The organism is Candidatus Lariskella endosymbiont of Epinotia ramella (assembly GCF_964019805.1).
GTDB lineage: Bacteria > Pseudomonadota > Alphaproteobacteria > Rickettsiales > Midichloriaceae > Lariskella.
Genome location: NZ_OZ026472.1, coordinates 394,947 through 411,070, shown reverse-complemented (window position 1 = coordinate 411,070; position 16,124 = coordinate 394,947). Strand labels below are relative to the sequence as shown.

19 protein-coding genes, 1 tRNA gene and 1 pseudogene are annotated in these 16,124 nt (G+C 37.4%); 5 read left to right on the top strand and 16 right to left on the bottom strand.

What is annotated here, in order from left to right; genetic code table 11:
• Nucleotides 1-5: 5 nt before the first annotated feature.
• The 12 genes from rplB to secG form a co-directional block, all read right to left on the bottom strand.
• Nucleotides 6-833 carry a 50S ribosomal protein L2 gene (rplB, locus tag AACL20_RS01735; RefSeq protein WP_339042029.1) on the bottom strand — a complete coding sequence of 276 codons (828 nt, stop codon included), beginning with the start codon at nt 831-833 and terminating at the stop codon, nt 6-8.
• A gap of 14 nt (nt 834-847) precedes the next feature.
• Complete coding sequence (gene rplW / locus AACL20_RS01730) at nt 848-1,138, bottom strand: 50S ribosomal protein L23 (RefSeq protein ID WP_339042027.1); 291 nt, start codon at nt 1,136-1,138, stop codon at nt 848-850.
• Complete coding sequence (gene rplD / locus AACL20_RS01725) at nt 1,135-1,752, bottom strand: 50S ribosomal protein L4 (protein WP_339042025.1); 618 nt, start codon at nt 1,750-1,752, stop codon at nt 1,135-1,137. The genes rplW and rplD overlap by 4 nt, the downstream gene beginning before the upstream one ends.
• 34 nt (nt 1,753-1,786) lie before the next feature.
• On the bottom strand, nt 1,787-2,458 hold the full coding sequence (rplC, locus tag AACL20_RS01720; RefSeq protein WP_339052655.1) for a 50S ribosomal protein L3: 672 nt from the start codon (nt 2,456-2,458) through the stop codon (nt 1,787-1,789).
• Nucleotides 2,459-2,477: 19 nt separating this feature from the next.
• Nucleotides 2,478-2,786 (bottom strand): 30S ribosomal protein S10, encoded by a 309-nt coding sequence (gene rpsJ / locus AACL20_RS01715; protein WP_339052654.1) that lies wholly within the window; start codon nt 2,784-2,786, stop codon nt 2,478-2,480.
• A 12-nt stretch (nt 2,787-2,798) separates the two neighbouring features.
• Nucleotides 2,799-3,974, bottom strand: a complete 1,176-nt coding sequence (gene tuf / locus AACL20_RS01710) for an elongation factor Tu (protein ID WP_339052400.1) — start codon at nt 3,972-3,974, stop codon at nt 2,799-2,801.
• A 33-nt stretch (nt 3,975-4,007) separates the two neighbouring features.
• The gene (gene fusA, locus AACL20_RS01705; RefSeq protein WP_339052399.1) at nt 4,008-6,110 is read right to left on the bottom strand and encodes an elongation factor G; all 2,103 of its coding nucleotides are present in this window, start codon (nt 6,108-6,110) and stop codon (nt 4,008-4,010) included.
• A 10-nt stretch (nt 6,111-6,120) separates the two neighbouring features.
• Complete coding sequence (rpsG, locus tag AACL20_RS01700; RefSeq protein ID WP_339042019.1) at nt 6,121-6,594, bottom strand: 30S ribosomal protein S7; 474 nt, start codon at nt 6,592-6,594, stop codon at nt 6,121-6,123.
• A 25-nt stretch (nt 6,595-6,619) separates the two neighbouring features.
• Entirely contained in the window at nt 6,620-6,991 is a 372-nt protein-coding gene (rpsL, locus tag AACL20_RS01695; RefSeq protein ID WP_339052398.1) for a 30S ribosomal protein S12, read from the bottom strand.
• A 208-nt stretch (nt 6,992-7,199) separates the two neighbouring features.
• Nucleotides 7,200-8,462, bottom strand: a complete 1,263-nt coding sequence (gene glyA / locus AACL20_RS01690) for a serine hydroxymethyltransferase (RefSeq protein WP_339052397.1) — start codon at nt 8,460-8,462, stop codon at nt 7,200-7,202.
• Between the two features lie 117 nt (nt 8,463-8,579).
• Nucleotides 8,580-8,665 (bottom strand) — tRNA-Leu (locus AACL20_RS01685).
• A gap of 137 nt (nt 8,666-8,802) precedes the next feature.
• Entirely contained in the window at nt 8,803-9,126 is a 324-nt protein-coding gene (secG, locus tag AACL20_RS01680; protein ID WP_339052396.1) for a preprotein translocase subunit SecG, read from the bottom strand.
• Nucleotides 9,127-9,587: 461 nt separating this feature from the next.
• Between secG and AACL20_RS01675 the strand changes: the two genes are divergently transcribed.
• The 3 genes from AACL20_RS01675 to AACL20_RS01665 all read left to right on the top strand — a co-directional run bounded on the left by AACL20_RS01675 (nt 9,588) and on the right by AACL20_RS01665 (nt 11,462).
• Nucleotides 9,588-9,821, top strand: coding sequence for a hypothetical protein (locus AACL20_RS01675; RefSeq protein WP_339042009.1), 234 nt, complete (start codon nt 9,588-9,590; stop codon nt 9,819-9,821).
• Between the two features lie 147 nt (nt 9,822-9,968).
• Nucleotides 9,969-10,631, top strand: coding sequence for a heme exporter protein CcmB (locus AACL20_RS01670; protein WP_339052395.1), 663 nt, complete (start codon nt 9,969-9,971; stop codon nt 10,629-10,631).
• 51 nt (nt 10,632-10,682) lie between these two features.
• Nucleotides 10,683-11,462, top strand: a complete 780-nt coding sequence (locus tag AACL20_RS01665; protein ID WP_339052394.1) for an N-acetylmuramoyl-L-alanine amidase — start codon at nt 10,683-10,685, stop codon at nt 11,460-11,462.
• A 166-nt stretch (nt 11,463-11,628) separates the two neighbouring features.
• Here AACL20_RS01665 and AACL20_RS01660 read toward each other — a convergent pair.
• A protein-coding gene (locus tag AACL20_RS01660) for an IS5 family transposase (protein ID WP_339051669.1) occupies nt 11,629-12,449 on the bottom strand; the annotation gives its coding sequence in 2 pieces (ribosomal slippage) (nt 11,629-12,062 and nt 12,062-12,449; 822 coding nt in all).
• On the opposite strand from AACL20_RS01660, the pseudogene tnpA reads away from it, so the two are divergent.
• A pseudogene (gene tnpA / locus AACL20_RS01655) lies at nt 12,448-12,867 on the top strand (IS200/IS605 family transposase); the annotation flags it as partial. The gene AACL20_RS01660 and the pseudogene tnpA sit on opposite strands and share 2 nt — an antisense overlap.
• Before the next feature lie 39 nt (nt 12,868-12,906).
• Here the strand turns inward: tnpA and AACL20_RS01650 are convergent.
• A complete protein-coding gene (locus tag AACL20_RS01650; RefSeq protein ID WP_410519930.1) occupies nt 12,907-13,110 on the bottom strand; it encodes a transposase in 204 nt (67 codons plus the stop codon).
• 114 nt (nt 13,111-13,224) lie between these two features.
• Here AACL20_RS01650 and AACL20_RS01645 point away from each other — a divergent pair.
• Nucleotides 13,225-14,045 (top strand): IS5 family transposase gene (locus AACL20_RS01645; protein WP_339051669.1). Its coding sequence is split into 2 segments (ribosomal slippage): nt 13,225-13,612 and nt 13,612-14,045, totalling 822 coding nucleotides; the frame shifts between segments, so codons are not numbered across the junction.
• Between the two features lie 5 nt (nt 14,046-14,050).
• Here the strand turns inward: AACL20_RS01645 and AACL20_RS01640 are convergent.
• Both AACL20_RS01640 and AACL20_RS01635 read right to left on the bottom strand, forming a co-directional pair.
• The gene (locus AACL20_RS01640; protein WP_339052393.1) at nt 14,051-15,022 is read right to left on the bottom strand and encodes an IS256 family transposase; all 972 of its coding nucleotides are present in this window, start codon (nt 15,020-15,022) and stop codon (nt 14,051-14,053) included.
• A gap of 87 nt (nt 15,023-15,109) precedes the next feature.
• Nucleotides 15,110-15,646 (bottom strand): DUF5394 family protein, encoded by a 537-nt coding sequence (locus AACL20_RS01635; protein ID WP_339052392.1) that lies wholly within the window; start codon nt 15,644-15,646, stop codon nt 15,110-15,112.
• Nucleotides 15,647-16,124: the final 478 nt, after the last annotated feature.

The following is a 16,124-nucleotide window of genomic DNA, read 5'->3' as shown; positions in this document are numbered from 1 at the left end:
ATTAATTAATTTTTATGCCTCGAACGCACAATCCATCCGTCAGTGCGTTTACTGTTCCGCGTATGCTTACCCTTTGTAGGTTTACCCCAAGGAGTAACAGGATGTCTACCGCCAGAAGTTTTTCCCTCACCACCACCATGTGGATGATCAACAGGATTCATCGCTACACCTCTAACAGTAGGCCTAACACCAAGCCATCTGTTTCTTCCAGCCTTACCTATCTTTATATTTTGATTATCAGGATTAGAAACAGCTCCTATAGTTACCCTACACATTAAAGGAATCTTTCTTATTTCTCCCGAACGCAATTTAAGTAGAGCATAAGCAGCATCCTTTCCTATTAACTGTGCATATGTACCAGCGGCCCTAGCAATCTGCGCTCCTTTTTTAGGTTTCAACTCTATATTGTGTACTATAGTACCAATTGGCACATTTCTAACTAACATTGAATTTCCTACCTTCACATCAGCCAGATCTGCGGAAATAACACTATCTCCAACACTTAACTTCTGTGGTGCAATTATATACGAAAGCTCACCATCCTCATACTTAATAAGCGCAATAAAAGCACCTCTATTTGGATCATATTCAAATCTTTGAACAACCGCAGATTGATCCAATTTAACACGAAAAAAATCTATTAATCTATACTTTCTCTTATGCCCACCACCTTTCTTCCAAGATGTTGTACGCCCTAAGTTGTTTCTACCACCAGTAGAACTCAATCCAACAGTCAAAGACCTTTCTGGCTTTCCTTTCCATAATATCGCTTTATCAACTGACACTAAGTGTCTCATGGAAGGTGTAACGGATTTATAAACTTTAAGCCCCATATCTTTACGCTAATTTACATTTTTAAAAAATCAATTGCAGCACCTTTCTCGACACTTACTACAGCTTTTTTAAAAGCGCCGACCACACCACGTATACCCTTAAAAGTTCTTGTGTAAGGTTTTACATTCAAGATATTTACATGCCTAACCTTAACATCAAAAACCTTTTCGACAGCCAACTTTACCACATCTTTAGAAGCTCTCGGATGAACCTTAAACACATACTTAGAAAAAGCAGTACAATTCACAGCCTTCTCCGTATTGATCGGAGCTAATAAAACATCATATAAACATTTACGCGTCATAATACTCTATCCTCTACCCCCTTCACTGCATCAACGGTAAATAATACCTTTTCTGCTTTTAGCACATCCAACACATTTAAACCTACTACAGGCAGTACTCTACAATTTTTTAAATTATGAACTGCAACCCATGACTTCTTATCAACACTAACATCAACTATTAATACTGATTTAAAATTTAAATTTCTCAACAGTGATTGAAACTCAGAAGTTTTTGCTGGCACTTTCAAATCCTTAGAAACTAACACTCCACCTTCACCATACTTCAATGAAAGTGCAACTTTCAACGCCAACTTTCTAAATTTTTTATTGAGCTTAAACTCATGCGACCTAGTATGCGGCCCAAAAATTACCGCACCACCACGAAACTGTGGAGCCCTATTACTTCCGTGTCTAGCTCTACCACCACCTTTCTGATTATATATCTTCCTAGTAGAACCAGAAATCTGAGTTACGCCTTTCGTACTATGATCTCCACACCTACTCTTAGCAAGCTGCCAAGTGACCATTTTATGTAAAATGTCCAACCTTATTTCTTGCCCGAAGATATCATCACTAACCTCAATATTTTCTTCAACTATAGAGGTAGACAAATCTATCACGTCCAACTTCATTTTAATACTCTGCGCTCCACAAAAATATTATCTATCACTCAAATGCAGCAGGCATCTCTGTACCACAAGGCACAGACCTTTTGACAGAATCACGCAATACAAGCAACCTGCCTTTCTTTCCTGGAACACAACCTAAAACAGCTATAATACGCAAAGACAAATCAACATCAGCAATCTTCAAGTTTTGTACCGTAACAGATCTGCATCCCATATATCCAGCCATTTTTTTATTCTTAAAAACTTTTCCAGGATCTTGCCTCTGTCCAGTAGAACCATGTGCCCTATGACTTATTGAAACACCATGACTAGCCTCAAGCCCACTAAATCCATGCCTTTTCATAGCACCAGCAAAACCCTTACCAACACTCTTTCCAGCAACATCTATATACTGTCCCATGACAAAATGCCCAACAGAAATTGCTTTGCCTAAAGCAGTAGAATAGTCCGATGAAACCACAAACTCCTTTATACCCTGTACAGGAGAAACCGAAATCTTCTTAGTGACACCAAGTAAAGGCTTTGACGTCTTAGACTCCTTTGCCTCGCCATACCCCACTATTACAGCATTATACCCATGCTTTTCAATACTCTTCACACCGAGTATAACGTTGCGTGGCACATGCAGCAGAGTAACAGGCAACAACTTGCCATCTTCGTTGAAAATCTGTGTCATACCTATTTTCTTAGCAACAAGACCACACCTCATCATAAATCACTCATTACCATTAATAATTAACCTCCGCATCTACCCCTGAAGGCAAATCCAACTTCATTAATACATCTATAGTTTGAGGAGATGACTCTATAAGCAAGAGACGAGAATGCTCCCTCATCTCAAATTGCTCACGCGACTTCTTATCAACATGAGTAGATCTATTCACAGTGATCTTGAAAATATCATTTGGCAAAGGCACAGGACCACTTATCTTAGCACCTATCAGTCTCAAATTATACACTATATCAGCTACTGCATGATCTAGCAAACGATGATCAAAGGCCTTAAGCTTTAGCTTGATCTCTTGTTTTATAGCCATCTCTCTCACCACTTATTTTATAATCTCTAGAACAACTCCTGCCCCAACAGTCTTACCACCTTCTCTAATAGCGAACTTTAATCCTTTATCCATAGCAATTGGGGCAATCAATTCAACGGTAATCTCTGTATTATCGCCAGGCATCACCATTTCAACACCATCTTTTAAAGTAATGGTACCAGTTACATCTGTAGTTCTAAAATAGAACTGCGGCCTATAATTTCCAATAAACGGAGTATGACGCCCACCCTCATCTTTAGATAAAACATATATCTCAGCTTTAAAATGAGTATGAGGAGTAATACTACCAGGCTTAGCTAATACTTGCCCTCTTTCGATTTCCTCTTTATCAACACCACGCAATAAAATACCAGCATTATCACCTGCCATACCTTCATCAAGCTGCTTTCTAAACATCTCGATACCAGTACAAACAGTCTTCTTAACAGGCTTTAAACCAACTATCTCAAGCTCTTCACCCAGTTTTACTTTCCCCTGCTCGATCCTACCAGTTGCGACAGTACCTCTACCTGAAATAGAGAATACATCTTCAACAGACATCAAGAATGGTTTATCCACTGCACGCTCAGGAGTAGGAATATGGCTATCAACTGCATCCATCAACTGCTTCAATGCTTCCGCTCCAAGCTGTGGATTACTTCCTTGAAGTGCACATAAAGCAGAGCCCTTAATTACAGGAATCTTATCACCATCAAAACCATACTTACTAAGCAATTCTCTAACTTCCATCTCCACAAGATCTACAAGCTCTGGATCATCCACCATATCTACTTTATTGAGAAACACAACTATAGCAGGAACTCCAACTTGCTTAGCAAGCAGAATGTGCTCTCTTGTTTGAGGCATTGGACCATCTGCTGCACTAACAACTAAGATTGCTCCATCCATCTGCGCAGCACCAGTTATCATATTTTTTACATAATCAGCGTGTCCTGGACAGTCCACATGCCCATAGTGCCTATTATTAGTTTCATACTCAACATGCGCTGTATTAATTGTGATCCCCCTTGCTCTCTCTTCAGGAGCTTTATCTATCTCATCATATGCAACAGCACTCTTACCATAGATAGCTGTCAAAGCTGCAGTCAAACTCGTTTTACCATGATCAACGTGTCCTATAGTTCCCACATTGACATGCGGCTTATCGCGCAAAAATTTCTCTGCCATAAAATCTCCAAATTAATAATAAAACATATCTCTTTATTTATTCTTTGCAATAATTTCATCTGCAACGAACTGAGGTACTTGCTCATAATGTAGGAATTGCATGCTATACTGAGCTCTACCTTGAGTCATAGAACGCAAAGTATTCACATATCCAAACATCTTAGCCAGAGGCACTTTGGCATTTACAACTTGTGCATTACCACGTGGCTCCATACCAGAAATTTGACCACGAATACTATTCAGATGCCCTATAACATCCCCCATAAACTCTTCCGGGGTTACTACTTCAACCTTCATTATAGGTTCTAGCAGCTTAGGACCTGCACGCATTACACCCTCTTTGAAGGCAGCTTTAGCAGCTATCTCAAATGCAAGAGCACTGGAATCAACATCATGATAAGCACCATCCAATAACGTGGCTTTAAAATCAATCATAGGATATCCAGCTAAAACACCAGTCTTGCTAATAGCATCTATCCCTTTATTAACAGCGGGGATATATTCCCTAGGGATATTCCCGCCAACAACCTTATTTTCAAATTGATATCCCGTCCCCTGCTCAACAGGTTCAAATAATATTTTTACCCTGGCATATTGCCCTGCACCACCAGTCTGCTTCTTATGAGTATAATCAACTTCATAACTAGATGTGATAGTTTCACGATAAGCAACCTGAGGCGCTCCAACATTTGATTCAACTTTGAATTCACGCTTCATCCTATCAACTATAATCTCCAGATGCAATTCTCCCATCCCAGCAAGAACAGTCTGATTTGTTTCAGGATCAATCTTCACTCTCAAAGAAGGATCTTCCGCAGCTAGCCTAGAGATCGCTATCCCCATTTTTTCTTGATCTGCAGTAGTCTTTGGCTCAATCGCAATCTCTATCACAGGCTCTGGAAATTCCATTTTTTCCAAAATAATATCATATCCATCTTCGCACAGAGTGTCTCCAGTTGTAGTATTCTTAAGACCTGCAAGCGCTACTATATCTCCAGCATGAGCTTCTTTCACATCCTCTCTATTGTTAGCATGCATAAGTAACATTCTGCCAACACGCTCACGCGTACCACTACGAGTAGTATTAACAACAGCAGTTCCAGACTTGAGCACACCACTGTAAATTCTAATAAATGTCAAAGACCCAACGAAAGGATCATTCATAATCTTAAAAGCAAGCGCAGACATCTTTTCACCATCATCCGCCTTCACCAACACTTCTTGCTCAGTCTTATTATCTATTCCCTTAATTGATGCGACATCAACTGGGCTAGGCAAATAATAAACCACCGCATCCAAGAGAGGCTGCACTCCTTTATTTTTAAAAGCAGAACCACAAAAAACCGGCACTAGCTTACTAGCAACAACCCCAGCTCTAATACAGCGCCTTAAATCTTTAATTGAAACTTCTTCTCCGCTCAGATATGACTCCATCAATTTATCGTCAAACTCAACAGCAGCCTCTATTAACTTCGCTCTATATTCCTCAGCCTTCTCTTTTAAATCTTCAGGGATTTCTTCATAGCTATACTTTGCACCTAAATCATCACCCTTCCAAACAACAGCCTTCATCTTACAAAGATCGATCACACCTACAAATGCGTCTTCCGAACCTATAGGAAGCTGCATAACAACAGCACTAGCACCAAGCCTATCCACTATCATATCTACACATCTGTAGAAATCAGCACCTGTTCTATCCATTTTATTGACAAAACAAAGCCTAGGGACACTATATTTATCAGCTTGTCTCCAAACCGTTTCAGATTGCGGCTCAACACCAGCAACACCATCAAACACTGCGACCGCACCATCCAATACCCTAAGAGATCTCTCAACCTCAATAGTAAAATCAACGTGACCAGGAGTATCTATAATGTTAATCTTGTAACTCTTCTTTGGCTCATCTTCATCAGACCAAAAACATGTAGTAGCAGCAGAAGTAATTGTAATGCCGCGCTCCTGCTCCTGCTCCATCCAGTCCATTGTCGCTGCACCATCGTGCACCTCACCAATTTTGTGAGATCTACCGGTATAAAATAAAACACGCTCAGTAGTAGTAGTCTTACCGGCATCAATATGGGCCATTATACCTATATTACGATAATCTTCAATTCTAGTAGCTCTGCCAGACATAAACACCCAATTACCACCTATAATGCGTAAACGCTCTATTCCCTTCAGCCGTCTTATGGACGTCCTCTCTTTTCTTCACAGCCGCACCGCGCTCATTACAAGCATCAACTAATTCAGCAGCCAACTTTCTAATCATAGTTCTCTCAGCCTTTCTAGAGTGTGCAGCACGCACAATCCACCTCAAAGCAAGAGCCAGCCTTCTCTCTGGACGCACTTCAGTAGGAACTTGATAAGTAGCACCACCAACTCTTCTGGAACGAACCTCTATCAATGGAGTAACATTAGCAACAGCCTTCTCTAAAACATCAGCAGGACTAATACCTAATTTTTCAGAAGCACCTTCCATAGCGTTATACGCAATCCGCTCAGCTACGCTTTTCTTACCAGCAAGCATTATAACATTGATTAGCTTTGCCACCACAAGATGACCATACTTGGCATCTGGCAACAAACGCTCCCTCTTAGCTGCTCTACGACGTGACATAAATAAAAAATTCCAAAATATTCAATTACTTAGGCTTTTTAGAGCCATACTTAGAACGCCCCTGCTTACGCCCGTTTACACCGTGTGTATCCAAAGCACCACGTACCACATGGTATCTAACACCCGGAAGATCTTTCACTCTACCACCTTCTGCAAGCACAACAGAGTGATCCTGAAGATTATGCCCTTCGCCACCTATATAGCATGTCACCTCATATCCATTTGTCAACTTAACCCTAGCAACCTTACGCATCGCTGAATTTGGCTTCTTTGGAGTAGTAGTGTACACACGCACACAAACCCCCCTCTTTTGAGGACATCTCTCAAGAGCAGGAACGTTGCAACTAACCGGCTTACGTTTCCTAGGCCTCGCTATCAACTGATTAATTGTTGGCATAAAGCCCCCACTTCTTACTTCTCATACCGCAATCACACATATTCACAAGCGCTAATCAATATAAAACAAAATAAACATCCACAATCCATGGACATCAGTTGAGTGATAATACTTGAAAACCCTCAAACTGGTCAAGGCTTTTTTAGCATGAACTAACCATATACCACTTTAAGAAACAATCAAAGCAGTACACAATAGAGAACACTACTTAAACTAACTCTCCATAGATTGGAAAAGCAGTACATATCTCTATGACCTTCTCAGCCAAAGCATCCTTAAAGCCTTGATCTAACTTTCCAAATCTCAATCTATCCATTACATCGGCGATCATAGCGCCTATAATTCTAAGCTCACTAGCCCCCATCCCACGAGTAGTCACAGCAGGAGTCCCCAGCCTCACACCAGAAGTAACCCACGGCTTTTCTTCATCAAATGGCACACTATTTTTATTGCATATTAAACCAAGCTCACAAAGCGCCCTTTCAAGAGCAACACCAGTGATACCATATCCTCTCAGATCTAGCAACATTAAATGATTATCAGTACCACCACTAACTAAAGAATACCCTCGTTCTATTAGAACAGAAGACAGAACACTAGCATTCTCAACAACACGCTTTATATATACTCTATACCGCTCACTTAAAGCTTCTTTAAAAGCTACAGCTTTAGCAGCTATCACATGCATTAATGGCCCTCCCTGCAAACCAGGAAAGACCGCAGAATTTATACGACTTGCAATGTCAGGGTCGCTCATCAAAATCAATCCACCTCTCGGCCCACGAAGCGTTTTATGAGTTGTTGAAGTAATCACATGCGCATGCCCAACTGGAGTTGGATGAACGCCACATGCAATAAGCCCAGCAATATGGGCCATATCAACCATTAGATATGCACCAACACCATCTGCAATTTCTCTAAATTTCGCAAAATCTATCTCACGAGGATAAGCAGAATAACCGGCTATAATCAACTTCGGTTTATGAGCATGAGCAAGTGCATCAATTTGATCATAGTCCAAAAGGCCAGTCTCTTTTGAAACACCATAATGAACTACATTAAACCACTTCCCAGACTGATTCACTGAAGAGCCATGTGTAAGGTGCCCGCCACAATTCAAAGAAAGACTCAAAACCACGTCATATGGCTTTAAAAGAGCCATAAAAGCCGCTTGATTAGCTTGAGACCCAGAGTGCGGCTGCACATTAGCAAATTCAACACCAAAAAGCGCTTTTGCTCTTTCTATAGCCAGATTTTCGACAACATCAACATATTCACAGCCTGCATAATACCTTTTGCCAGGATATCCTTCAGCATATTTATTTGTCAAAACAGACCCTTGCGCAGCTAAAACCGCAGGACTAACAATATTTTCCGAGGCAATCAATTCAATTTCATAGCGCTGCCTATTTAGCTCTTTAGAAATAGCGGCAGCAACCTCAATATCAAAATCTTGCAATATCTCTTTCAAGTCAGCAACTCACCATTTAACAAAATCATTTCACCAAAACCCCCTAACACCCAAAAGCAGCTACGCTCTACTAAAAAGCAAGCATAAAAGCTTATACAAAGAAGCTTGGAGTGCATATGGTACCCGCGGCCGGACTTGAACCGGCAAGAGATTGCTCTCCACGGATTTTAAGTCCGTTATGTCTACCATTCCATCACGCGGGCATGAAAAATTCACACCTGAGATATTATCAGAAAATGCACAAAGATTGCAATCATTTTTTCACATTTTTCACAAAATAAAATTTGAAAATTATTGCAAGTCAATCAGCTAAGGCAATAGATTCGAAAGAAACAAGAGCCTATTCAATACTAGGGACAGTCGGCTCAACATGCAGAGTACTATCTTTCTCAGCTTCTTTTTCTATATCCGAGATAATGGCACTAGCAGCATTAGAATCTCGCATGATTCCTCTAGCAAGTAGTAGGCTATTCATCATAAATGCAATTGCTAGAATTATCGTCACCTTTTTCAGCAAACCACTAGATGACCTACTAGAAAAAACGCTTGGACCAGCTGAAGAAAGCCCAGAAATAGTATCATTTCCCGTTTTTTGCAGTAGCACCACAAAAATCAACAACAACGTGATAATAACCTGAAAAATACACAGAAGATCTACAATCATTTCACCCTTCGAATTTTCACACTTTTTATTTATGGAAAAACAAAGACAACTTATAACGCTTTATACTCATCTTTGCAAGCACAACACTTGCAAACCAATATTATTTAAACAAAACGTAAACATATATCCTATCTCTCAGGTATAGCAAAAGTAATATGACAAAATAACGTGCTATACTACAAACCTTCTTTAGCTTAGTTTATCTAGTCTGCCCATCCAAAATTAGCCTAAAGACGGGACCACCCTGGGCTTATTACGCATCTGGCCGGAATATAACACAAATTTAGTAAATAGAGGTAACATTTATTTTTTATTCGAAAAGCAATAGATCATCCAATTAAATATTATGGCAAAGGATATCGTAATAATATAAAAACGGTAAAACGCCATCTGGATTAAAGTTTGCTTACTATAACCTTGGTTTAGCAACATTTAAAGATTTGAATGAATCGATTAAGTATATGAAAAAGCATAAAGATAAAAAAGAAGGATTAAAGCTTTGGAAGCGAAGTACTGGCTATCATAGACGTTCAAGAATAAAAGCATATTTTGTCAGCTTTAAGCGAACTTTTGGTAGATATTTTGCTGCTAAATATGATATCACAAGACAAATTGAGATGATTATTAAGGTCAATACTCTAAATCTTTTAAGAAAAGACTTTATACTTCGCTCTTCTAAAGTAACTTCAGACTAGACGATTTATACTACGCGCCTTTATAAAATATAATAGCATAGCTGCTTTTGCAACAAAGCCGGGCCGCACCTAAAAGCTAATTTTTGTATATACTTCGTATCAAAAGTCCGAAATGCCAACTCTTCATTTATCAAAGGTATATATTGCATGAAGGAAGTGAGAGTAAGAGATCTGTTTGTTGCGATTTTAAAACGCGATGTCAAACTTATGTTTAGTAACAGACAACAAGTTACTCATACTTTGTTATTTTTTGTTATATCAATTACTATACTACGTATTGCAAATGAACAAAGTGTTATCAGCATTTCTTCTGCTCTAGGTTTTTCTGCTATAATGCTTTTATTTAGTCTTATACTCATTAACCAAAATCTATTAAATGATGAATATAAAAATGATTTTATTTCTCAGTATATATTAACAGGAGTTGGGCTTGAAATAGTGATTATCGCTAAATGGCTTGCATATATGATAACTATAATTGTTCCAGTTATGCTTGCTGTTCCAATTGGAGTTTACATGCTATGTAATGAGATAATGAATTTTGAGCTTTTCTGCGCTGTATTCGTCTTTTCAGCAAATTCCAGTTTGATTTTGCTTTGTACCGCGTCTTTACTACCAGATTATAAAAAATTCTTGATCCTTGTCATTGCTACACTACCATTTCATATCCCAAATATAGTTTTTTTGCTGCTAATATGCCAAAATTATCAATATATATGGGCTTCCGCGTCATTATTTTTGTTTTATTTCCCTGTATGCATAATATTATCAAATTTATCAACAAAATTTATTGTGCGTCTATCGCAATAGTGATACACTAAAACTCCCGGTGGTATATTAACTTATAACATGAGGTAAATAATGGATATACAATATAAACCTTCACCCAATTTTGGTGATCGCAAACCGCAAGATGCAGATGTTAACATACTTGTTTTACATCATACAGCAATGAATTCTTTTAATTCTGCTGTGGACTGGCTTTGTAATAAAGAAGCTGGAGTTAGTGCACATTACGTGATAGGAAAAGATGGGGAAATTGCAAAACTAGTTGATGAAGATAAAAGAGCATGGCATGCTGGTCGTGGTAGCTGGAATGAAAATAATGATGTTAATAGTTATTCAATAGGTATAGAGCTTGATAACAATGGCTTTGAACCTTTCTCAGCTAAGCTGATGAAGTCTTTAATAGAGCTTTCTAAGGATATAATGGCACGCCATAATATTCCACAGTATAATGTTATAGCTCATGCTGATATGGCGCCAGCTAGGAAGGAAGATCCAAATCCTTACTTTCCGTGGAAAGAGTTAAAAGAGAATGGTGTTGGGCTATTTCCGGAAGTGCAAAAGTCTGAGCGTGTTCTTTTTGAGCCGGGGTCTAAAGGGTTTCTACCAGTTCAGACGAAGCTGAATAATTATGGGTATGATATACCTAAAAATGATGTTTTTGATGGAGACAGCCAAATTGTTGTTACCGCATTCAAGCGACACTTTGATTCTGATGCTTGTACTTTATTAAAGAATGAAGACAATAAACCGTATTGGAAGGTTGATTTGAGTTGGACAGAGTATGATGATAACATGTTAAATGCACTATATGATTTAAAGCAGCAAGCGCTAGATACTAATACTGAACTTTAGTTTTTGATTTTAATGCCTCGGTGAGTATTTGTCTTACCGAGTAGTTTTATTGTCCCACTTTGGGAGAAAAACCCTGCACTTGCAGTGCATCGTTTCAACATATAGAATGTAGGAATGGAGTATTATAAAAAAACAAATCATACAATAGACCTCTTGCATAACCTATTTAAAGCTCAAAGTTATAGATACCAGCAAGTAAATTAAACCTTAAACCGAATCGTTTTCTTCTGTTCCTATAACGATCAGCGATAATTTTAAATCGTTTGATCATGCCTATGACGTTTTCATTTAAAACACGTTCACTAGACAATTGACGATTTTTCTTTTTATCTTTCCTGCTTAGTGGTCGCTTTTTTGTCTTTTTCTTTGGTAACTCTGAATTATAATGCAACTTATCAATGCCTTGATAACCAGTATCTGTAAGAACTTTAATCTCAGGGTGGATGTGAACTCCGGATTCTTTAAATAACCTGAAATCATGACGCTTGCCATTAGAAAAATTAGTGCAAATGATTTCTTTTTTCCTTTTATCCACAATAAGCTGAGTTTTTAGAGTATGTCGCCTCTTTTTTCCCGAATAAAAGTGCTTCTGTTTTTTTTAGGTCGTTCTATCGGTGTTTCAGTAGCATCAATTAACACAAGTTCGTATTCAGAATCGCTTTTTAGTAATGCTTTACGTCCAGGTAGTGAAAATCGTTTATCTTTAATTAGAGTATCTTCAATCCAACGTATATTACGATAACAGGCACTTTCACTTATTCCATAACTGCGGGAAATATGAAAATATGTCCTGTATTCACGCAAGTACTCAAGCGTCATGAGTAATCGATCTTCTAAAGCCAATTTATTGGGTTTTCCACCTTGAGACTTTAAAATAGCTTCAGCTTCTTTTAATATACTTAGTATAACTTCAAACGTTCCTCGTTTAATGCCAGTAAGCCTGCGAAACTCTTCTGCGTATTCATCTTTGATGTTTTCAAACTTCATGTTATCCTTGATAAAATCAAGGATTTTAATCAATTTATATGGTTATGCAAGAGGTCTAATATACGACTGTACCTATCACATTGTTTGGGTCACGAAGTATAGGTATAGAGTATTGGTGGGTGATATCGGTAGAAGAGTAAAAGATCTTGTTCAAGAAGTATGCAAAGATAATGGAGTTGAAATAATAAGAGGTAAGGTTGCGTCGAATCACGTTCATATATACGTGTCAGTTCCACCATATCAAAGTATAAGCAAGTTAGTGCAATATCTCAAAGGTAAGAGTTCGAGAAAGATACAGCAAGAATTTCCAGAATTAAAGAAGAGGTATTGGGGAAAACATCTGTGGGCTGTAGGATATTTTGTGAGAACTACTGGTAATGTAACTGATCAAATGATTAAAGCTTATATAGAGAAACATGGGGTCTTTCTCATTGATTGTGTAAATTTTTTAGAGCCATTAAAATCTCCCATCAAATTTGATTATAAAATGAGCCATAGCTTCATTCCAGTTAGAGATAGGCATGGTCCATTTTTTGGTAATATAATCAATCGTTAGGTATAAAACCTTGAATACCGAATCATCATTTGGGAAAACACGCTTATTTCTTGTAACTTTTCTCAACTGACTATTCAGCGATTCTATAGCATTTGTAGTGTAAATTATCTTACGGATACTCTCTGGATATTGCAGAAATATTACAAGATTCTCCCAATTATTAGACCTCTTGCATAACCATATAAATTGATTAAAATCCTTGATTTTATCAAGGATAACATGAAGTTTGAAAACATCAAAGATGAATACGCAGAAGAGTTTCGCAGGCTTACTGGCATTAAACGAGGAACGTTTGAAGTTATACTAAGTATATTAAAAGAAGCTGAAGCTATTTTAAAGTCTCAAGGTGGAAAACCCAATAAATTGGCTTTAGAAGATCGATTACTCATGACGCTTGAGTACTTGCGTGAATACAGGACATATTTTCATATTTCCCGCAGTTATGGAATAAGTGAAAGTGCCTGTTATCGTAATATACGTTGGATTGAAGATACTCTAATTAAAGATAAACGATTTTCACTACCTGGACGTAAAGCATTACTAAAAAGCGATTCTGAATACGAACTTGTGTTAATTGATGCTACTGAAACACCGATAGAACGACCTAAAAAAAACAGAAGCACTTTTATTCGGGAAAAAAGAGGCGACATACTCTAAAAACTCAGCTTATTGTGGATAAAAGGAAAAAAGAAATCATTTGCACTAATTTTTCTAATGGCAAGCGTCATGATTTCAGGTTATTTAAAGAATCCGGAGTTCACATCCACCCTGAGATTAAAGTTCTTACAGATACTGGTTATCAAGGCATTGATAAGTTGCATTATAATTCAGAGTTACCAAAGAAAAAGACAAAAAAGCGACCACTAAGCAGGAAAGATAAAAAGAAAAATCGTCAATTGTCTAGTGAACGTGTTTTAAATGAAAACGTCATAGGCATGATCAAACGATTTAAAATTATCGCTGATCGTTATAGGAACAGAAGAAAACGATTCGGTTTAAGGTTTAATTTACTTGCTGGTATCTATAACTTTGAGCTTTAAATAGGTTATGCAAGAGGTCTATTATACCAGGATTTTGCTATATGTGGATATCGTTTACTCCATTTCTTATCAAAAGATTCTAGGGCAAGATGCGCTTCATCTTCAGTAGCAGAGCTATAAATAAGCTTTAAATCTGATGCCAATAATTTTCTGTCTTTATATGATACATACTTCAGGCTATTTCTAATTTGATGTACTATACAAAGCTGATGCTCAGTTTTGGGATAACTTGCGCATATAGCTTCAGACATACCAGTCAGGTTATCACTACAGGCAATTAATATATCTTTTAATCCTCGATTCTTCAATTCAGTAAAATTACTAAGCCAGAATTTAGATCCTTCATTCTCACTTATCCATAATCCTAAAATATCTTTCCGGCCCTGTAAATCTATACCCAGCGCAACATATACTGATTTATTAATTATCTGTTTATCTTGCCTTACCTTAACTATTAAACAATCAAAATATACTATAGGATATAATGGTTCAAGAGGTCTACTCTGCCAAATTCTAACCTCATCAATTACATCATCTGTAACCCTACTAATTAAACTCTCACTAACTTCTGCTCCATATAATTCTTGTAATTGGATCTTGATATCAGACAAACTCATCCCCTTGGCATACAGAGATATTATCTTTTGATCTAAACCATCTATTCTTGTTTGATTCTTGGAGACAATTACAGGTGCAAATTTACCTTCTCTATCTCGCGGAATATTTAACTCGATACTGCCATTCTCAGTAATCAAATTCTTATTATAATGACCATTCCTGCAATTCTCAGTTTCAGACCTATCATATTTGTTATAACCTAAGTGTTCAGACATTTCTGCCTGCAAGGCTCTCTCCAAAATACTCTTCGTTAATTCCTTAATCAATCCATCCTGCTTCAGTACTGTCTTTAAATCCGCTCCTCCTTCTATCAGTAAATCTATCGCTTCATTTATTTTCTTATTCTTTTCTGTCTTCATTCTAATTACCTATATTCTTTATTAATTCCAAATATAGGCTCTACTATAATTTACACAATCTTTGATAAAGACTCGTGAAAAATAGTATTATAACCCTCTACCTTTTCCTCTGAATCCAGTTTCTTTTAGCATCTCAACAAAGCTTTGCCTATGTGATTCTAGATTCTCAAGCTCATCTTTTGTAAACATTCCAGCATTTTTCGCTCCTTCATATTGTAGCGCAACTTCAAGGCCTCTAGTTTGCACGTTATTTATGAAATTTTCTAGAGCAGTTTCTCCAGCTAACTGGTGAGGATTCGTAATTTTGTAGATTTCGTATATAATTAGCCGTATCACTTGTTTTTTCCTTTCCTCAGATAGTTCTTCTTCCTGTTCGAGTTCCTTTTCATTTTCTCTTTTCTTTTTTACAGCTCGCATACTAATTCCAAGGATCTGCATAACTATGCGTAGTAGGTTACTATCGATGTTTGGATTCTCCATATTCATCACTAGATAATCAAACAATGCTGAGAGCGTTGGTATTGAAGCATTCCATTCTTCTTTGCTAAGCTTGCCTCCAGCTGCAATTTTATCATTAATCTGACGAAGTAATTTTAAGGCAACAGAGAGAGAATGAGCATCCATACTTAGACCTCGCTCAATATAATATGACAAAAATTAACACAATTTAAATAATGATAATCCAGATTTCTAGGAGGTGCTATGGCTCTGTTTATTAAGTCATTATACGGACTCTTTTGGCCTAATTTTCAAGTATTCTTCGTTAGTTTCTTTACAAGTATGTAAAAGCATCAGGCATAGAAATTAACTAGTACTCTAAAAAATCTTCACACAAGCACTTTGCCAGCAGCGCAATATATAAAATCTCCTTCAAGAAACAGTAAGAATTATACTTGTTAAAATAGTTAAGCAACTTCACTTTGAGTATACGTATCATCGTTATACTTCAACAATTAGAGTTATCAAAGTCTTTATGTATTTTTGTTTATACATGCACTTTTCCTAGCTCTCTTTGAAGGCTAACTTCGTATTTATAATTCAATACCAACTCTTCATTTATCATAGGTATATCACATACTTATTATACTAATATATTGCAAAA